Annotated in this window: 31 protein-coding genes; 30 read left to right on the top strand and 1 reads right to left on the bottom strand. The window is 64.2% G+C overall.

Annotation, left to right across the window (positions count from 1 at the left end; translation table 11 throughout):
• From EPD82_RS02875 to rplQ, 30 genes are all read left to right on the top strand, one after another.
• A partial coding sequence (locus tag EPD82_RS02875) for an EF-Tu C-terminal domain-related protein (RefSeq protein WP_240803296.1) occupies positions 1 to 429 on the top strand: 429 nt, incomplete at its 5' end.
• Between the two features lie 73 nt (positions 430 to 502).
• A complete protein-coding gene (gene rpsJ / locus EPD82_RS02870; RefSeq protein ID WP_028874999.1) occupies positions 503 to 814 on the top strand; it encodes a 30S ribosomal protein S10 in 312 nt (103 codons plus the stop codon).
• A gap of 111 nt (positions 815 to 925) precedes the next feature.
• A complete protein-coding gene (gene rplC / locus EPD82_RS02865) occupies positions 926 to 1564 on the top strand; it encodes a 50S ribosomal protein L3 (RefSeq protein ID WP_141055119.1) in 639 nt (212 codons plus the stop codon).
• Between the two features lie 12 nt (positions 1565 to 1576).
• Positions 1577 to 2203, top strand: coding sequence for a 50S ribosomal protein L4 (gene rplD, locus EPD82_RS02860; protein ID WP_055423434.1), 627 nt, complete (start codon positions 1577 to 1579; stop codon positions 2201 to 2203).
• Positions 2200 to 2502, top strand: a complete 303-nt coding sequence (gene rplW / locus EPD82_RS02855) for a 50S ribosomal protein L23 (RefSeq protein WP_037990027.1) — start codon at positions 2200 to 2202, stop codon at positions 2500 to 2502. Before rplD ends, rplW begins: the two co-directional genes overlap by 4 nt.
• A gap of 6 nt (positions 2503 to 2508) precedes the next feature.
• Positions 2509 to 3336, top strand: a complete 828-nt coding sequence (rplB, locus tag EPD82_RS02850; protein ID WP_055423435.1) for a 50S ribosomal protein L2 — start codon at positions 2509 to 2511, stop codon at positions 3334 to 3336.
• 10 nt (positions 3337 to 3346) lie between these two features.
• Entirely contained in the window at positions 3347 to 3622 is a 276-nt protein-coding gene (gene rpsS / locus EPD82_RS02845) for a 30S ribosomal protein S19 (protein WP_028874994.1), read from the top strand.
• Positions 3623 to 3640: 18 nt separating this feature from the next.
• Positions 3641 to 3970 carry a 50S ribosomal protein L22 gene (rplV, locus tag EPD82_RS02840; RefSeq protein ID WP_055423436.1) on the top strand — a complete coding sequence of 110 codons (330 nt, stop codon included), beginning with the start codon at positions 3641 to 3643 and terminating at the stop codon, positions 3968 to 3970.
• A gap of 9 nt (positions 3971 to 3979) precedes the next feature.
• The gene (gene rpsC / locus EPD82_RS02835; protein WP_055423437.1) at positions 3980 to 4765 is read left to right on the top strand and encodes a 30S ribosomal protein S3; all 786 of its coding nucleotides are present in this window, start codon (positions 3980 to 3982) and stop codon (positions 4763 to 4765) included.
• A complete protein-coding gene (gene rplP, locus EPD82_RS02830) occupies positions 4743 to 5162 on the top strand; it encodes a 50S ribosomal protein L16 (protein ID WP_141055116.1) in 420 nt (139 codons plus the stop codon). Before rpsC ends, rplP begins: the two co-directional genes overlap by 23 nt.
• On the top strand, positions 5162 to 5356 hold the full coding sequence (gene rpmC / locus EPD82_RS02825; protein ID WP_055423439.1) for a 50S ribosomal protein L29: 195 nt from the start codon (positions 5162 to 5164) through the stop codon (positions 5354 to 5356). Before rplP ends, rpmC begins: the two co-directional genes overlap by 1 nt.
• A complete protein-coding gene (gene rpsQ, locus EPD82_RS02820) occupies positions 5353 to 5625 on the top strand; it encodes a 30S ribosomal protein S17 (protein ID WP_055423440.1) in 273 nt (90 codons plus the stop codon). Before rpmC ends, rpsQ begins: the two co-directional genes overlap by 4 nt.
• Before the next feature lie 158 nt (positions 5626 to 5783).
• Positions 5784 to 6152 (top strand): 50S ribosomal protein L14, encoded by a 369-nt coding sequence (rplN, locus tag EPD82_RS02815; protein WP_028874988.1) that lies wholly within the window; start codon positions 5784 to 5786, stop codon positions 6150 to 6152.
• A 9-nt stretch (positions 6153 to 6161) separates the two neighbouring features.
• Positions 6162 to 6479: a 50S ribosomal protein L24 gene (gene rplX, locus EPD82_RS02810; protein ID WP_055423441.1), complete on the top strand. Its 318-nt coding sequence runs from the start codon at positions 6162 to 6164 to the stop codon at positions 6477 to 6479.
• A gap of 9 nt (positions 6480 to 6488) precedes the next feature.
• On the top strand, positions 6489 to 7028 hold the full coding sequence (gene rplE / locus EPD82_RS02805; RefSeq protein WP_055423442.1) for a 50S ribosomal protein L5: 540 nt from the start codon (positions 6489 to 6491) through the stop codon (positions 7026 to 7028).
• Between the two features lie 7 nt (positions 7029 to 7035).
• The gene (rpsN, locus tag EPD82_RS02800) at positions 7036 to 7341 is read left to right on the top strand and encodes a 30S ribosomal protein S14 (RefSeq protein WP_055423443.1); all 306 of its coding nucleotides are present in this window, start codon (positions 7036 to 7038) and stop codon (positions 7339 to 7341) included.
• A 12-nt stretch (positions 7342 to 7353) separates the two neighbouring features.
• Entirely contained in the window at positions 7354 to 7749 is a 396-nt protein-coding gene (rpsH, locus tag EPD82_RS02795; RefSeq protein WP_141055113.1) for a 30S ribosomal protein S8, read from the top strand.
• Positions 7750 to 7760: 11 nt separating this feature from the next.
• The gene (gene rplF, locus EPD82_RS02790; RefSeq protein WP_141055110.1) at positions 7761 to 8294 is read left to right on the top strand and encodes a 50S ribosomal protein L6; all 534 of its coding nucleotides are present in this window, start codon (positions 7761 to 7763) and stop codon (positions 8292 to 8294) included.
• Positions 8295 to 8306: 12 nt separating this feature from the next.
• Complete coding sequence (gene rplR, locus EPD82_RS02785) at positions 8307 to 8660, top strand: 50S ribosomal protein L18 (protein WP_055423446.1); 354 nt, start codon at positions 8307 to 8309, stop codon at positions 8658 to 8660.
• Positions 8661 to 8673: 13 nt separating this feature from the next.
• Entirely contained in the window at positions 8674 to 9198 is a 525-nt protein-coding gene (rpsE, locus tag EPD82_RS02780) for a 30S ribosomal protein S5 (protein WP_055423447.1), read from the top strand.
• A gap of 3 nt (positions 9199 to 9201) precedes the next feature.
• On the top strand, positions 9202 to 9384 hold the full coding sequence (gene rpmD / locus EPD82_RS02775) for a 50S ribosomal protein L30 (protein ID WP_055423448.1): 183 nt from the start codon (positions 9202 to 9204) through the stop codon (positions 9382 to 9384).
• Positions 9385 to 9387: 3 nt separating this feature from the next.
• Positions 9388 to 9825, top strand: coding sequence for a 50S ribosomal protein L15 (rplO, locus tag EPD82_RS02770; RefSeq protein WP_055423449.1), 438 nt, complete (start codon positions 9388 to 9390; stop codon positions 9823 to 9825).
• Positions 9826 to 9840: 15 nt separating this feature from the next.
• Positions 9841 to 11163, top strand: coding sequence for a preprotein translocase subunit SecY (gene secY, locus EPD82_RS02765; RefSeq protein ID WP_055423450.1), 1323 nt, complete (start codon positions 9841 to 9843; stop codon positions 11161 to 11163).
• 3 nt (positions 11164 to 11166) lie between these two features.
• The gene (gene infA / locus EPD82_RS02760; RefSeq protein ID WP_028874977.1) at positions 11167 to 11385 is read left to right on the top strand and encodes a translation initiation factor IF-1; all 219 of its coding nucleotides are present in this window, start codon (positions 11167 to 11169) and stop codon (positions 11383 to 11385) included.
• A gap of 19 nt (positions 11386 to 11404) precedes the next feature.
• The gene (gene rpmJ, locus EPD82_RS02755; RefSeq protein WP_028874976.1) at positions 11405 to 11518 is read left to right on the top strand and encodes a 50S ribosomal protein L36; all 114 of its coding nucleotides are present in this window, start codon (positions 11405 to 11407) and stop codon (positions 11516 to 11518) included.
• Between the two features lie 55 nt (positions 11519 to 11573).
• Positions 11574 to 11939 carry a 30S ribosomal protein S13 gene (gene rpsM, locus EPD82_RS02750; RefSeq protein WP_055423451.1) on the top strand — a complete coding sequence of 122 codons (366 nt, stop codon included), beginning with the start codon at positions 11574 to 11576 and terminating at the stop codon, positions 11937 to 11939.
• Between the two features lie 12 nt (positions 11940 to 11951).
• Complete coding sequence (gene rpsK, locus EPD82_RS02745; protein ID WP_055423452.1) at positions 11952 to 12341, top strand: 30S ribosomal protein S11; 390 nt, start codon at positions 11952 to 11954, stop codon at positions 12339 to 12341.
• A gap of 12 nt (positions 12342 to 12353) precedes the next feature.
• Positions 12354 to 12983 (top strand): 30S ribosomal protein S4, encoded by a 630-nt coding sequence (gene rpsD / locus EPD82_RS02740; protein ID WP_055423453.1) that lies wholly within the window; start codon positions 12354 to 12356, stop codon positions 12981 to 12983.
• A 37-nt stretch (positions 12984 to 13020) separates the two neighbouring features.
• Positions 13021 to 13998 (top strand): DNA-directed RNA polymerase subunit alpha, encoded by a 978-nt coding sequence (locus EPD82_RS02735; RefSeq protein ID WP_141055105.1) that lies wholly within the window; start codon positions 13021 to 13023, stop codon positions 13996 to 13998.
• Between the two features lie 24 nt (positions 13999 to 14022).
• Positions 14023 to 14415 (top strand): 50S ribosomal protein L17, encoded by a 393-nt coding sequence (gene rplQ, locus EPD82_RS02730; protein WP_055423455.1) that lies wholly within the window; start codon positions 14023 to 14025, stop codon positions 14413 to 14415.
• Between the two features lie 68 nt (positions 14416 to 14483).
• Here rplQ and uvrA read toward each other — a convergent pair whose 3' ends face one another.
• Positions 14484 to 17288 carry an excinuclease ABC subunit UvrA gene (gene uvrA / locus EPD82_RS02725; protein WP_141055103.1) on the bottom strand — a complete coding sequence of 935 codons (2805 nt, stop codon included), beginning with the start codon at positions 17286 to 17288 and terminating at the stop codon, positions 14484 to 14486.
• Positions 17289 to 17301 lie beyond the last annotated feature (13 nt).

Here is a 17301-nt window from a genome sequence, read left to right as displayed (position 1 = left end):
AAGACCACGGTCACGGGCGTGGAAATGTTCCGCAAGCTCCTCGACCAGGGGCAGGCGGGCGACAACGTCGGGGTGCTGCTGCGCGGCACCAAGCGCGAAGACGTCGAGCGCGGTCAGGTACTCGCCAAGCCCGGGACGATCACGCCGCACACGCACTTCGAGTGCGAAGTGTACGTGCTCTCCAAGGAAGAAGGCGGGCGTCACACGCCGTTTTTCAGCAACTACCGGCCTCAGTTCTACTTCCGCACCACCGACGTCACCGGCGCGATCAAGCTGCCCGAAGGGGTGGAGATGGTGATGCCGGGTGACAACGTGAAGCTGGAAGTGAAGCTGATTGCCCCGATCGCGATGGAAGAAGGCTTGCGCTTCGCCATCCGTGAAGGCGGTCGCACCGTCGGTGCCGGCGTCGTCTCCAAGATCATCGAGTAATTGCCTTGCCCGTACAGCCCGGCGGGGATCGCTCCGCCGGGTTTTTCTTCTCCCTCGCTCTTTGGAATGAATCATGAACAACCAGAAGATCCGCATCCGCCTCAAGGCATTCGATTATCGGCTGATCGACCAGTCCGCGCACGAGATCGTCGAGGCGGCCAAACGCACCGGCGCCGTCGTCCACGGCCCGATTCCTTTGCCGACCAAGATCGAACGCTACAACGTGCTGCGCTCGCCGCACGTGAATAAGACTTCGCGCGACCAGTTCGAGATCCGCACGCACCGGCGTCTGATGGACATCGTCGAGCCCACGGACAAGACCGTCGATGCGCTGATGAAGCTCGATTTGCCCGCCGGCGTGGACGTCGACATCAAGCTGATGTAACCCCCGCTTGCATGCGGGATCGAACCGCCTTATAATGGCGTGTTTTCCCCGCTGCGGCGGGTGGTTTTTCGTAAACGTCCGGTCAATCGTAACCGGTTCGAGGAGAACAACATGAGTCTAGGCCTTGTCGCTCGCAAGGTGGGCATGACTCGGATTTTCACCGAAGATGGCCAGTCCATCCCGGTGACCGTGCTCGAAGCCTCCGCCAACCGTGTGACGCAACTCAAGACGCCCGAGACCGACGGCTATGCCGCCGTCCAGATCGGGTTCGGGTCGCGCAAGCCCTCGCGCACCACCAAGGCGCTCGCCGGGCATTTCGCCAAGGCGGGGGTCACTGCGGCGCGCGTGCTGCGGGAATTCCGCGTCGATCCTGCCGAGCTCGCTTCGCTGCAGCTCGGTCAGGAACTGTCCGTGACGATGTTCCAACCGGGACAGAAAGTCGACGTCACTGGCCGCTCCATCGGCAAGGGCTTCGCCGGCGCGATCAAACGCCACAACTTCAGCTCCAACCGTGCCTCGCACGGCAACTCGATCACCACGCGCGCGCCCGGCTCCATCGGCATGGCGCAGGATCCCGGCCGGGTCTTTCCCGGCAAGCGCATGGCGGGGCATCTGGGCGACGAGACCGTCACGGTGCAGAATCTCGAGATCGTGCGCGTCGATGCCGAACGCAATCTCCTGCTCGTCAAGGGGGCGGTTCCCGGTGCCAAGGGCGGCGACGTGATCGTGCGCCCGGCGGTCAAAGGCTAAGGCGAGGTGGATATGGAACTCAAGCTATTGAATGCGCAGGGTCAGCCTGCCGGAACCGCCCAGGTCTCCGACACGCTCTTCGCCCGCCCCTACAACGAGGCGCTGGTGCATCAGGTCGTCGTCGCCTATCAGGCCAATGCCCGGCAAGGTACGCGCGCCCAGAAAGATCGCTCGCAGGTGCATCACTCCACCCGCAAGCCGTGGCGCCAGAAAGGCACGGGCCGCGCGCGCGCCGGGATGACCTCCAGCCCGCTGTGGCGGCATGGTGGCAAGATCTTCCCGAGCTCGCCCGAGGAAAACTTCAAGCAGAAGGTCAACCGCAAGATGTTCCGTGCGGCCATGGCCACCATTCTCTCGCAGCTCGCCCGGGAAGACCGCCTGGCGGTGATCGACGACTTCCGCGTCGAGGCGCCCAAGACCAAGCTCGTCGCCCAGAAGATCAAGGACATGGGTCTGGCCGGTACCCGCGTGTTGCTCGTCACCGACGAACTCGACGAGAACCTGCTGCTCGGCAGCCGCAACCTCAAGGACGTGCTGGTGCTGGCGGCGCATGAAACCGACCCGGTGGCGCTGGTGCATTTCCCCAAAGTGCTGCTCACCAAGGGCGCCGTGGCCAAATTCGAGGAGATGTGGCAATGACGATCAGCGAAGAACGCCTCTATCAGGTTCTGCTCGGACCGCAGATCTCGGAGAAGGCCACGATGCTTGGGGAGCGCCTCAACCAGGTGGTGTTCCGCGTCGCCTCCGATGCGACCAAACCCGAGATCAAGGCCGCCGTCGAAAAGCTTTTCGAGGTCGAAGTCCAGGGCGTGCGGGTGCTCAACGTCAAAGGCAAGGAAAAGCGGATGGGGCGCATCACCGGCCGTCGTTCCGGCTGGAAGAAAGCCTTCGTCTCGCTCAAGCCGGGCCAAGAGCTCAGCTTCATGGCCGGGGAGTAAACCATCATGGCAGTGATCAAGATGAAACCGACTTCGCCTGGCCGCCGTGCCATGGTGCGGGTCGTCAACAAGGAACTCTACAAGGGGCGGCCGTATCCCTCCCTCGTCGAGGCGATGACGCGCCTGGCGGGCCGCAACAACGCGGGGCGCATCACCACGCGGCACAAGGGCGGCGGGCACAAGAAGTTCTACCGCATCGTCGACTTCCGCCGCAACAAGGACAACATTCCGGCCAAGGTCGAACGCATCGAATACGATCCGAACCGCTCGGCACACATCGCGCTGCTGTGCTATGCCGATGGCGAGCGCCGTTACATCCTCGCGCCGAAGGGGCTGACGGTGGGGCAGACGGTGATGAGCGGCCCGCAGGCGCCGATCAAGCCCGGCAACGCGCTGCCGATCCGCTCCATCCCCGTGGGTTCGACGCTGCACAACGTCGAGCTCGTTCCGGGCAAGGGCGGTCAGCTTGCCCGAGCCGCCGGGGCGTCGGTGCAGCTCGTCGCGCGCGAAGGCGCCTATGCCCAGGTGCGGCTGCGCTCGGGCGAGGTGCGTAAGGTCCACGTCGAGTGCCGCGCCACCATCGGCGAAGTCGGCAACGGCGAGCATTCGCTGGAAAAACTCGGCAAGGCCGGCGCCTCGCGCTGGCGCGGGATCCGTCCCACCGTGCGCGGCGTGGCGATGAACCCGATCGACCACCCGCACGGCGGTGGCGAAGGGCGCACCGGCGAAGGCGGCGTGCCGCGCAGCCCGTGGGGTCAGCCGACCAAGGGATATCGCACTCGCCGCAACAAGCGCACGGACAACATGATCGTCCAGCGCCGGCACAAGCGTTAAGGGGTAAGCCATGGCACGTTCAGTCAAAAAAGGGCCGTTCGTCGACGCCCATCTGCTCAAGAAGGTCGAGCAAAGTCGCGCGACCAACGACAAGCGTCCGATCAAGACCTGGTCTCGTCGCTCCACGATCATTCCCGAGTTCATCGGGCTGACGTTCGCGGTGCACAACGGCCGGCAACACGTCCCGGTCTTCATCACCGAGGCGATGGTCGGGCACAAACTCGGCGAATTCTCCTTCACCCGCACCTTCCGAGGGCACGCCGCGGGCAAGAAGGCCAAACGCTAACGCTCGAGGATACGAGATATGGAAACCAAGGCTATCGTGCGCGGCGTGCGCCTTTCTCCCCAGAAAGGCCGACTCGTCGCCGACCTCATCCGCGGCAAGCCGGTGGCGCAGGCGCTCGACATTCTCGCGTTCTGCCCGCAGAAAGGCGCGCATTTGATCCGCAAGGCGCTCCTGTCGGCCATCGCCAATGCCGAACACAACGACGGTGCCGACGTCGACGAGCTCAAGGTCAAACGCATCATGGTCGAGAAGGGCGTGGTGCTCAAGCGCTTCCGGGCGCGGGCCAAAGGGCGCGGGGCGAAGATCCTCAAGCCCACGGCGCACATCATCGTCGCGGTCGGAGAATAAGGAGCAAACATGGGACAGAAAATCCATCCGACCGGCTTTCGCCTCGTCGTCACCCGTGACTGGGCTTCGCGCTGGTTTGCGCCGAGCAAAGATTTTCCGCGCCTGCTGCAGCAGGACGCCCAGGTGCGCGGCTACCTGAAGAACAAGCTCAAGCACGCCGCGGTGAGCCGCATCGTCATCGAGCGCCCGGCCAAGAGCGCCAAGATCACGATCCACTCGGCGCGTCCGGGCGTGGTCATCGGCAAAAAGGGCGAAGACATCGAGCTGCTCAAGGCCGACCTCAACCGCCGCATGGGCGTGCCGGTGCACCTCACGATCGAAGAGATCCGCAAGCCCGAGCTCGACGCGCAGCTCATCGCCGAGTCGGTCGCCACCCAGCTCGAGAAGCGCATCCAGTTCCGGCGGGCGATGAAGCGCGCGATGCAAAATGCCATGCGGCTCGGCGCCAAAGGCATCAAGATCATGACTTCCGGCCGTTTGGGCGGAGCCGAGATCGCGCGTTCCGAATGGTATCGCGAAGGCCGCGTGCCGCTGCAGACGCTGCGCGCCGACATCGACTACGGTTTTGCCGAGGCGCAGACCACTTACGGCATCATCGGCGTCAAGGTCTGGCTCTACAAAGGTGACATCCTGGCGCGCAACCAGGCGCCGCAGGAGCCCGTCGAACGGGAAGCCCGGCGTCCTTCGCGGGGCCGTCGCGAAGAAGGAGAGGGCGCGCGTCGTGGTCGTCGCACCCGCGCCGCCAAAGCGAACGTAACTTCGGGAGTGGGCGATGCTGCAGCCGAAACGAACTAAATTCCGCAAGGTCCAGAAGGGCCGAAACAAGGGACTGGCGACACGCGGGGCTTCCGTTTCCTTCGGTGAATTCGGTCTCAAGGCCATCGGTCGCGGGCGACTGACCGCCCGCCAGATCGAGGCCGCGCGGCGTGCCATGACCCGCCACATCAAACGCGGTGGGCGCATCTGGATTCGCGTGTTCCCCGACAAACCCATTTCCAAGAAGCCGGCCGAAGTCCGGATGGGGAGCGGGAAAGGGAACCCCGAATACTGGGTCGCCGAGATCCAACCGGGCAAGGTGCTCTACGAGATGGATGGCGTGAGCGAAGCGCTCGCCCGTGAAGCCTTCGCGCTCGCGGCCGCCAAGCTGCCCTTCAAGACCATCTTCGTCACCCGCAAGCTGGGAGCGGCATGATGAAAGCCAAGGAACTGCGCGAAAAAAGTGTCGCCGAGCTCGAGCAGGAGCTGATTGCGCTGCGCAAGGCGCAATTTTCCCTGCGGATGCAGCAGGCGACGCAGCAACTGACCAATACCGCGGCGATGCGCGCCACGCGGCGTGACATCGCCCGCATCAAGACCCTGCTGCGGGAAAAAGGGGTGCGTAAATGACCGAAGAAGTGCAAAACAAGACCCGGCAGCGCATGGTCGGGCGCGTCGTGAGTACGGCCCGGGCCAAGACCGTGGCCGTGCTGGTGGAACGTCGCGTGGCGCATCCGCTTTACGGGAAGATCGTTACCAAGTCCCGTAAATTCCATGCTCACTGCGAGGACCCGGCCGTGGCGCTCAACGACATCGTCGAAATCGAGGAGTGCCGTCCGATCTCCAAGACGAAGACGTGGAAAGTCGTCCGGCTCGTCGCCAAGGCGGCGTTGGCCTGATTTTTTCCCTTGCATTTTCCTGCCGCATCAGTTATAGTGCCGGACTCTCGCCCCGTCGTATGGCGGGGCGCTTCGCTTTCCCGTCCGCCCGTCGATGAAGTCGGGCGGACGTGCGAGTCCAAGACTGTCCGCACTTGCGGTATAAGTTGGAGAAATTCATGATCCAGATGCAGACCCTCTTGCAGGTCGCCGACAACAGCGGCGCGCGCAAGGTCATGTGTATCAAGGTGCTCGGCGGCTCCAAGCGCCGCTACGCCAACATCGGCGACATCATCAAGGTGTCGATCAAAGAGGCCGCGCCGCGCGGTCGCGTGAAAAAGGGCGATGTGTATAACGCCGTCGTGGTGCGTACCGCCAAGGGCGTGCGCCGCCCCGACGGTTCGCTCGTCAAGTTCGACGGCAATGCGGCCGTGCTGCTCAACAACAAGTTCGAGCCGATCGGTACGCGCATCTTCGGTCCCGTCACCCGCGAGCTGCGTACCGAGCGCTTCATGAAGATCGTCTCGCTCGCCCCCGAAGTCATCTGAGGTGTCGCAATGAAGAAGATCCGTAAGGGCGATCAGGTGATCGTGATCGCCGGCAAAGACAAAGGGCGCCGGGGGGTGGTGACGCGCCGCGTCAATGACGAGAAGCTCATCGTCGAGGGCATCAATCGCGTCAAGAAGCACGTGCGCCCCAATCCCTTGCGCGGAATCCCCGGCGGCATCGTCGAAAAAGAGATGCCGATCCACATCTCCAACGTCGCCTTGTTCAATCCGCAGACCCAGAAAGCCGACCGGGTCGGGATCCGGGTGCTGGAAGACGGCCGCAAGGTGCGCTTCTTCAAGAGCACCGGCGAATTGGTGGATGTCTAAGGAGCGAACATGGCCCGGTTGCTGCAACAGTACAAAGAAAAGATCGTGCCCGAACTCATCAGCAAGTTCGGCTACAAGTCGATCATGGAAGTGCCGCGCATCACCAAGATCACGCTCAACATGGGTGTGGGTGAGGCGGTGGCCGACAAGAAGGTTCTGGAAAATGCCGTGAAGGATCTTGCCGCCATCTCCGGTCAGAAACCGGTGATCACCAAGGCGCGCAAGTCGATTGCCGGCTTCAAGATCCGCGAAGGCTATCCCATCGGCTGCAAGGTGACCTTGCGCGGGGAACGTGCCTACGAGTTCCTCGATCGGCTCATTTCGATCGCGCTGCCGCGTGTGCGTGACTTTCGCGGCGTGGGCGGAAAAGGGTTCGATGGTCGCGGCAACTACAACCTTGGGGTGCGCGAGCAGATCATCTTTCCGGAAATCGAATACGACAAGGTCGATGCGCTGCGCGGCATGAACATCACGATCACGACCACGGCGAAGACCGACGAAGAGGCCAAGGCGCTGCTGGCCGCATTCAAATTTCCCTTCCGGAATTGAGGCTGACATGGCAAAGAAATCGATGATCAACCGCGAGGAAAAGCGTCGCAAGCTCGTGGCCAAGTACGCGGCCAAGCGTGAAGCGCTGCTCGCCAAAATCCAGGACATGAGTCTGTCCGAAGAAGAGCGCATGCAAGCGCGCTTCGAGCTGCAGCAGCTGCCGCGCAACGCCAGTCCCACGCGGCTGCGCAACCGCTGCGCGATCACCGGCCGTCCGCGCGGAACCTTCCGCAAATTCGGGCTGTGCCGCCACAAGCTGCGCGAGATGGCTTTCCGCGGCGAAGTCCCCGGCATGACCAAGGCGAGCTGGTAAGGGAGTCCGAAGATGAGCATGTCTGATCCGATCGCCGATATGTTGACGCGCATCCGCAATGCGCAGAAGGCGGAAAAGCCCACCGTCGAGGTTCCCGGCTCCAAGCTCAAGGCCGCGATCGCCCGAGTCTTGCACGAAGAGGGCTACATCGATGGGTTCGAGGTGCGTCAAGAGGGGCCGAAGTCGACCCTGGTATTGAAGCTCAAGTATTACGCCGGTCGCCCCGTGATCGAACACATCGAGCGGGTCTCTCGTCCCGGTCGCCGTATCTATCGTCCGGTTGCCGAGCTGCCCAAGGTCATGAACGGCCTGGGCGTGGCCATCGTGTCGACCCCCAAAGGGGTGATGACCGATCGTGCCGCCCGCAAGGCGCAGGTTGGCGGCGAAGTGCTCTGTTACGTCGCCTAAGGGAGATCGAGATGTCGCGTATCGCAAAACAACCGATCGAGGTTCCGGGTGGCGTCGAGGTGAAAATCGACGGCAGCCGCGTGGCGGTCAAGGGGCCGCTCGGTGCACTCGAGTTCGCCTTCAATCCGGCCGTACGCATCGTCAAGGAAGGTAACGTCTTGCGCTGTGAGGCCGACGAAAAACTTCCCGGCAGCGATGCTCAGGCTGGTACCGCCCGTGCCATCCTCGCCAACATGGTGCATGGCGTGGCCAAGGGGTTCGAGCGTCGCCTTACCCTGGTCGGCGTGGGGTATCGGGCGCAGCTCCAGGGCAACAAACTGAACCTTTCCTTGGGCTACTCGCATCCGATCGAGCACGAGCTGCCTGCCGGCATCAAGGCCGAAGTGCCTCAGCCGACCGAAATCGTGCTCAAAGGGGCCGACAAGCAGCAGCTCGGTCAGCAAGCCGCCAAGATCCGCGCCTATCGTCCGCCGGAGCCTTACAAGGGCAAAGGCGTGCGCTATGCGGATGAAATCGTGGTCTTGAAAGAGACCAAGAAGAAATAAGGGCATTCGATCATGAACAAGAAACTTGCACGTCTGCGCCGCGCCCGCAAAACCCGGGCGAAGATCGCGCAGCTGAAGGTGCCGAGTCTGACGGTCTACCGTTCCAACTCGCACATCTACGCCCAGATCATTTCCCCGTGCCGTTCGCGCGTTCTCGCTGCAGCGTCTACGCTCGACAAGGACCTGCGCGAAAAAGTGAGCAATGGCGGCAACAAGGCCGCCGCGGCGCTCGTCGGCCGCGCCATCGCCGAGAAGGCCAAGGCGATCGGCATCGAGACGGTTGCGTTCGATCGCTCGGGGTATCTCTATCATGGTCGCGTGCAAGCCTTGGCTGAGGCCGCGCGCGAAGCCGGGCTCAAATTCTGATACGGGAAAAGCGATGGCCAGGAATCAGCAAGACAAGCGGCGGCCTGCAGAGGAGCGGCAGGACGAGCTCAATGAAAAGATGGTGTCGATCAACCGCGTCAGCAAGACCGTCAAGGGCGGCCGCATTTTGAGTTTTGCGGCGCTGACGGTCGTTGGTGACGGTGACGGCGGCATCGGTATGGGCAAGGGCAAGGCGCGCGAGGTGCCGGTAGCGGTGCAAAAGGCGATGCAGTCGGCCCGGCGCGGCATGGTCAAGGTGCCCCTGAAAAACGGCACGATCCAGCACACGGTGATCGCCAAGCACGGTGCCTCCACGGTGATGATGAAATCCGCCCCTCCGGGGACCGGGATCATTGCCGGCGGCGCGATGCGTGCGGTGTTCGAGGTGATGGGCGTCAAAGACGTCATCTGCAAGATCGTCGGCTCGACCAATCCGTACAACGTCGTGCGTGCCACGATCAAGGGGCTGACGGCCACCCGCCGCCCCTCCGAGCTCGCTGCCAAGCGTGGCAAGACCATCGAAGAAATCGTGGAGTGAGCCATGGCGAACGATAAAGTCAAGGTGACCCTGGTCCGGTCGCTGATCGGCACCCGGAAGGATCATCGCGCCACCGTGCGCGGGCTCGGCCTGCGACGCCTCAACCATACGGTGGAACTGGCCGATACGCCGCAGGTGCGCGGCATGATCGCCAAGGTTTCTTATCTCCTGAAGGTCGAGGGCTGACATATGCGACTCAACACCATTCAACCGGCCGAGGGGGCCAAGAAGGCGAAGAAGCGGGTCGGACGCGGCATCGGTTCGGGCTTGGGCAAGACCTGCGGCCGCGGCCACAAAGGCCAGAAATCGCGTTCGGGCGGCTTTCACAAGGTCGGCTTCGAGGGCGGTCAGATGCCGCTGCAGCGGCGCCTGCCCAAGCGCGGTTTCGTTTCGCCCACGGCCGGTGACGTCGCCGAGGTGCGCCTCTCCGATCTCGAACGCATCCCGGTCGACGACATCGACCTGCTCGTGCTCAAGCAGGCGGGCGTGGTGCCGCGCGCGGCCAAGGCGGCCAAGGTGATCCTTGCCGGCTCGCTCACGCGCAAGCTCACCCTGCGCGGCATTGCCGCCACCAAAGGGGCCAGGAACGCGATCGAGGCGGCCGGTGGCACCCTTGTCGACGCCTGAAGCGGGTAGCCCGTCGTGACCAAAGCGACCCAACACGCCTCGGTCGGGAAGTTCGCCGATCTGAAACGCCGCCTCTGGTTTTTGCTGGGAGCGCTCGTCGTTTTCCGGATCGGCGCGCACATTCCCGTGCCGGGCATCGACCCGGCCAAGCTCGCCCAGCTCTTTCAGACGCAGGGCGGTGGCATTCTCGGCGTCTTCAACCTCTTCTCCGGCGGGGCGCTGTCGCGCTTCACGATCTTCGCGCTCGGGATCATGCCCTACATCTCGGCTTCGATCATCGTGCAGCTCATGTCTTACGCCTTTCCGGCGCTCGAGGCATTGAAGAAAGAAGGCGAGGCGGGGCGGCGCAAACTCACCCAGTACACCCGCTATGGCACGGTGGCGCTGGCGCTGATGCAGGGCTTGGGGATTGCGGTCGCCCTTGAGGCGCAGCCAGGGCTGGTGCTCGAGCCGGGCCTGATGTTCCGTTTCGTCACGGTGGTGACGCTGGTCACCGGCACCATGTTCCTCATGTGGCTGGGCGAGCAGATCACCGAGCGCGGCATCGGCAACGGCATCTCGCTCATCATCTTCGCCGGGATCGCCGCCGGTCTGCCGAAGGCTCTGGGCGGACTCTTCGAGCTCGTCTCGAGCGGTTCGATGCATCCGCTCTCGGCGCTCTTCGTCTGTGCCCTGGTGGTGCTGGTGACGGCCTTCGTCGTCTTCGTCGAGAAGGGGCAGCGCAAGATCCTGGTCAATTACGCCAAGCGTCAGGTCGGCAACAAGATCTATGGCGGCCAGAGCTCGCACCTGCCCCTGAAGCTCAACATGGCCGGTGTCATTCCGCCGATCTTCGCCTCGTCCATCATTCTCTTTCCTGCCACGCTCGCGCAGTGGTTCGGGGCGGGCGAGCGCTTTGCTTGGCTCAGGGATCTCGCGGCGGCGCTCTCGCCCGGTCAGCCGGTGTATATCCTGCTCTATGCCTTGGCCATCGTCTTTTTCTGCTTCTTCTATACCGCGCTCGTCTTCAATGCGAAGGAAACGGCGGAGAACCTGAAGAAGAGCGGTGCCTTCGTGCCCGGCATCCGTCCGGGTGAGCAGACGGCGAAATATCTCGACAGGGTGCTGATGCGGCTCACGCTCGCCGGGGCGATCTACATCACCCTCGTGTGCCTGATCCCCGAGTTTCTCATCCTCGAGTGGAACGTGCCGTTCTACTTTGGCGGGACGTCGCTGCTCATCATCGTGGTCGTGACGATGGATTTCATGACGCAAGTGCAGTCGTACGTGATGTCGCACCAGTACGAGAGTTTGCTCAAGAAGGCAAACTTCAAGACCGGCGCGCTGCGGAGGAAGTAAGGGATGGCCAAGGAAGACGTCATCGAAATGCAGGGCGAGGTGATCGAGACGCTGCCCAACGCGACTTTTCGCGTGCGCCTCGAGAACGGCCACGTGATCCTCGGCTATATTTCGGGCAAGATGCGCATGCACTACATCCGCATTCTTCCCGGCGACAAGGTGACGGTGCAGCTCACGCCGTACGATCTCACGCGCGGTCGCATCGTATTCCGTTCCAAGTGAAGAATCCAAGGAGAACTCCATGAAAGTCCAAGCTTCCGTGAAGCGGATCTGCCGCAACTGCCGTATCGTGCGGCGCAAGGGCGTGGTGCGGGTCATTTGCAAGGAAGCGCGCCACAAGCAACGCCAAGGTTGAAGCCGGGGCGCGAATCTTTTATACTTGAGAATTTCGTTTTTTGGGGTGAGTGCAGATGGCCCGTATCGCTGGGGTGAATATCCCGAATCACAAGCATACCGAGATCGCCCTCACGGCGATCTACGGCATCGGTCGTTCCCGTGCCCGCAAGATTTGCGAGGCCGCAGGCGTGCAGCCGACGGCCAAGGTCAAGGATCTGACCGAAGCCGAGCTCGAGCGCCTGCGCGAGGAAGTCGCCAAGTACAAGGTCGAGGGCGACCTGCGGCGCGAGATCACCATGAACATCAAGCGGCTGATGGACTTGGGCTGCTATCGTGGTATGCGCCATCGCCGCGGACTGCCCGTGCGCGGACAGCGTACCCGTACCAACGCGCGCACCCGCAAAGGTCCGCGCAAGACCATCGCTGGCAAGAAGAAATGATGAGGTCGTTCCATGGCTAAGACTACGACGAAGGTGCGCCGCAAGGTCAAGAAGAACGTTGCGGAAGGCATCGCCCATATCCACGCGAGTTTCAACAACACGATCATCACGATCACCGACCGTCAGGGCAACGCGCTCTCGTGGGCAACCTCCGGTTCGGCTGGCTTCAAGGGCTCGCGCAAGAGCACGCCGTTCGCTGCCCAGGTGGCGGCCGATGCCGCCGGCAAGGCAGCCCAGGAATGCGGCATCAAGAGCCTGGAAGTGCGCGTGCAGGGTCCTGGCCCGGGGCGTGAATCCTCGGTACGGGCGCTCGCTGCGCTCGGGATCCGCATCTCCAGCATCCAGGACGTGACGCCGATTCCGCACAACGGCTGCCGTCCGCCCAAGAAACGTCGGATCTAACAGGAGTCGAACGTGGCACGCAATCTCGATCCCAAGTGCCGGCAGTGCCGGCGGGAAGGCGAAAAGCTCTTCCTCAAAGGGGAAAAATGCTTCACGGACAAGTGCGCGATCGAGCGCCGTAGCTATGCCCCAGGTCAGCACGGTCAAACCTCCGGTCAGCGCCTGTCCGAATTCGGTCAGCAGCTGCGTGAAAAGCAGAAGATCCGTCGCCTCTACGGGGTGCTGGAAACCCAGTTCCGCCGCGTCTATGCCGAGGCGGCCCGCCGTCGCGGCCAGACCGGCGAGAACCTGCTGCAACTGCTCGAAGGCCGGCTCGACGCCGTGGCCTACCGCATGGGCTTTGGCGCCTCACGCGCCGAGGCGCGCCAGATCGTGCGCCACAACGGCGTGACGGTCAACGGTCGCCGCGTCAACATCCCTTCCTACCTCGTGCGCCCGGGCGACGTGATCGAGCTCACCGAGAAGGCGCGAGGCCAGCTTCGCGTGAAGGCGGCGCTGGAAGCGGCCGCGCAGCGCGGTTTTCCCGAGTGGATCGAAGTCGACGTGCAAGCGGGCAAGGGGGTGTTCAAGGCCTATCCGCAGCGCGCCGAGCTCTCGCCCACGCTCAATGAAAACCTCGTGGTCGAACTCTACTCGCGATAAGCCCCTCGCAGCGACGAGAAACTGAGGATACGCATCGATGTCTTTGGATAGCCTGCTGAAACCGCGCAGCATCGACGTGGAAAATCTGTCGCCGGTGTTGGCGCGCGTCACGATGGAACCGTTCGAGCGCGGCTTCGGCCATACGCTGGGCAACGCGCTGCGGCGCGTGCTGCTGGCGGCGCTGCCCGGTTGCGCGCCCACCGAGGTACGCATCACCGGACTGCTGCACGAGTATTCGACGATCGAAGGCGTGCGAGAAGACGCCGTCGATCTGTTGCTCAATCTCAAAGGCGTCGTGTTTCGGCTGCATGAGCGCGACGACGCGACCGTGCGCCTCGAAGCCGTGGGGCCCAAGGTGGTGCGCGCTGCCGACATCCAGCTGGGTCACGGCGTCGAGGTCATCAACGGGGACCACGTCATCGCCCACGTCGAAGAGGGCGGCCGCCTGGAGATGGAGATCCGCGTGCAGCGCGGCCGGGGGTACGTCCCGGCCTCCGCGCGCAAGACGGAGGGCGATCGTGCCATCGGTCACATCCTGATGGACGCGTCCTTCAGCCCGGTGCGGCGCGTGGCCTATACGGTCGAGAGCGCTCGTGTCGAGCAGCGCACCGACCTCGACCGTCTGGTGCTCGAGCTGGAAACGAATGGCTCGATCGATCCGGAGGAGGCGATCCGCTACGCCGCCCGGGTGCTGGTCGACCAGCTCTCCGTCTTCGCCGATCTCGAAGGGCGGCAACCTGCCATCCGTTCCGAGAGCGGCGCGGCGATCGATCCGCTTCTGCTGCGCCCGGTCGACGACCTGGAGCTCACGGTGCGCTCGGCCAATTGCCTCAAGGCCGAGAACATCTACTACATCGGCGACCTGATCCAGCGCACCGAGCAGGAACTCCTGAAAACCCCCAACCTCGGCCGCAAGTCGCTCAACGAGATCAAGGAAGTTCTCGCCGCGCACGGTCTGACGCTGGGAATGAAACTGGAAAACTGGCCCCCGCCCGGTTTGGAAAAACTCGGCTGACGGTCAACGCACGAGGAAAGAACAATGCGTCACGGAAACGGATACCGCAAGCTCAACCGCACGACGAGCCATCGCCAGGCGTTGATGCGCAATCTGGCCAACGCCCTGCTGCGCGAAGAGGTCATCAAGACCACCCTGCCCAAGGCCAAGGAACTGCGCCGCTTCGTCGAGCCGCTCATCACGCTGGCGAAGAAGCCGACGCTGGCCAATCACCGGCTCGCCTTCGCCCGTCTGCGCGATCGCGAGATCGTGCTCAAGCTCTTCAACGAAATCGGCCCGCGCGTGCAGAACCGTCCCGGCGGTTACACTCGCGTGCTGAAGTTCGGCTACCGTGACGGCGACAACGCGCCGATGGCGATCATCGAGCTCGTCGACCGTGCCGGTGCCGAGGCCCAGCCGGCGCAGAACGCAGGCTGATCACTCTCTCCTTGGCGGGGAGCAGACCGAGCGCCGCACCGCTTTCCGGGTGCGGCGTTTCGCTTTTTTCAGCCTTGCGCAAGCCGCCCGGCGAGGTAGCGCCCGGTCGCGGAATCCGGATGATGGGCGATCGTCTCGGGCGTGCCGCAGGCGACGATCCGGCCACCGTCGGCCCCCGCGCCAGGCCCCAGGTCGATCACCCAGTCGGCGTGGGCGATCACGTCGAGCTGATGTTCGATCACCACCACCGTATTGCCCCGGTCGCGCAGGGCGAAGAGCGCAGTGAGGAGCTTCTCGACGTCGGCCCAGTGCAGCCCCGTGGTCGGCTCGTCGAGCACGTAGAGGGTGTGCCCCGTGTCGCGGCGCATCAGCTCCGCGGCGAGTTTCAGCCGTTGGGCTTCGCCGCCGGAAAGGGCCGTGGCGGGCTGGTTGAGCGGCAGATAACCCAATCCCAGTTCTCGCAGGGTCTCCAGCTTGCGCCGCAGCGCCGGGTGCGAGCCGAAGGGATGCAGTGCCTCTTCCACGGTGAGCGAGAGCGCCTCATGGATGTTCAGTCCGCGGTAGCGGATCTCCAGCGTCTCGCGGTTGTAGCGTTTCCCGCCGCAGGCCTCGCACGGCAGGTAGACGTCGGGGAGGAATTGGAGGTCGATGCGCCGGTAGCCCTCGCCTTCGCATACTTCGCAGCGCCCCCCTTTCACGTTGAAGGAAAAGCGGGCGGCGCGATAGCCCCGGGCGCGCGCTTCGGGCGTCGCGGCGAAGAGCTCGCGTACCCCGTCCATGATCCCGGTGTAAGTGGCCGGGTTCGAGCGCGGCGTGCGTCCGATCGGGGACTGATCGACGCGGATGAGTTTGTCGATCGCCTCGATCCCCGCAACCCTATCGCAGGGGGCGCGGTATGGGCGGCCAGTGAGATGTCCGAGGACGGCCGGCACCAGCGTCTCTTCCACCAAGGAAGATTTTCCCGAGCCGGAGACCCCGGTGACGACGACGAGCCGTCCCAGGGGAATTTCGACGTCGATCCCTTGGAGATTGTGGGCGCGGCAGCCGTACAGCCGCAGCATCGGCTCGCCTTCCCGGAGCGGGAGGGGGCGATGGGCCACCTGCAGTGGCCGTTTCAGATAGGGGGCGGTTCGGGAACGTGGCGAGGCGAGTAGCGCCGGCAGTGGCCCCGAGACGAGGATCTCGCCGCCTTCGCGCCCGGCGCCGGGGCCTATCTCCACCACGTGATCGGCGCGGCGAATCGCCGCTTCGTCGTGTTCGACCACGACCACGGTGTTGCCCAGATCGCGCAATTCCTCCAGCGTGCGCAGCAAGTCGTCCTGATTGCACGGGTGCAACCCGATGGAAGGCTCGTCGAGCACGTAGAGTACCCCGGTGAGCCCCGAACCGACCTGGCTCGCGAGCCGGATGCGCTGCGCTTCCCCGCCGGAGAGGGTATGCGAGGCGCGATCGAGCGTGAGATAAGCAAGGCCCACCTGCAGCAGAAAGCGCAGGCGCGAGCGGATCGCGCCCAACGTCAGCTCGGCCACTGGATGCGCGGCGCAGGCGGCGGAGATTTTTTCGATCGCCGCGGCGCAGCCCGACAAGGGCAGCGCCGTGAGCTCCGGCAGGCTCATCCCCGCCACGCGCACGGCCCGGGCGAAGGGTTGCAAGCGGCTGCCGCTGCAGGCAGGGCAGGGCAGGTCCTGCCAGGGCAGATCCAGCTTCTTCTCCTTGCGCGCTCTGTCTTCATCGGGGCGGTGGCGCCGCTCGAGATAGGGGATCCAGCCCTCGAAAGGATGGGACTGGCTTACCGTGCGGCCGCCATCGAGCGGGTAGCGAAAGGAGATGGCTTCTCCCCCCGAACCGAAGAGCAGGACCCGGCGCACCGGCTCCGGCAGCTCCTGCCACGGCGTGTCCAGGGAGAAACCGTAGTGCGCCGCTAAATCCTCCAGCAGCCGCGCCGAGAAGGCATTGTCCGCATCGAGCCCGGGTAAGGCGCCCTCGCGCAGGCTGCGTGCGCCCGCCGGCAGGCGATCGGTATCCAGTCTCCATTGTCGTCCCGTGCCCTCGCAGGCGGGGCAGGCGCCGGCCGGGTGGTTGAAGGAGAAACACTGGGGTTCGAGCGCAGGGGCGGTGAAACCGCAGCGAGGGCAGGAGGGCGTGGCGCTGAAGACCAGCTCTTCGCCTGCGTCGAGGTTGCGCACGATGCAGCGCCCGTGTCCCATCTTGAGTGCCAGTTCGAGCGAATCGGCGAGCCGGGCTCTTGCCTCGCCGCGCACGCGGATCCGGTCGATCACCAGGCGCAGCGGTCCGGCGGGCGCTTCTTTCAAGCCGTCGAGCTCGATGAACTCGCCTCCGGCTTCGAGGCGGGTGAACCCCTGCGCCCGCAAGGCAACGAGCGTGCCGCCGGCTTCGCCCTCGATCGCGACAGGAGCGAGTAGGGCGATGCGCCGCCCGGCCAGGGTGCGCGACAGCTCCTCGACGAGCTCGCTCACCGGGCGATGCGTCAGCGCCACTTCCGGATGTTCCGGACAATGCGGCGTGCCCAGGCGGGCGAAGAGCACGCGCAGATAGTCGTGGATCTCGGTGAGCGTGCCCACCGTCGAACGCGGGCTGGGGGTGAGCGTCTTCTGCTCGATGGCGATGGCCGGAGAGAGCCCCTCGATCGCATCGACCTCGGGCCGCGGCAACTGGTCGAGGAACTTGCGCGCCTGGGTGGAGAGCGATTCGACGTAGCGCCGTTGTCCTTCGGCGTAGAGCGTGTCGAAGGCGAGCGAAGACTTGCCGGAGCCGGAGACGCCCGTAATGACGATCAGTCGATGTTGGGGAAGATCGAGATCGACGTTCTTGAGATTGTGGGTACGCGCGCCGCGAATACGGATAAAGACCATGGAGAGGCGGCTG

It is taken from the genome of Tepidiphilus succinatimandens (genome assembly GCF_006503695.1).
In the GTDB taxonomy this organism is placed as follows: Bacteria; Pseudomonadota; Gammaproteobacteria; order Burkholderiales; family Rhodocyclaceae; genus Tepidiphilus; species Tepidiphilus succinatimandens.
Note: the sequence above shows the minus strand (reverse complement) of the source record. Positions and strands in the feature narration are given on the sequence as shown.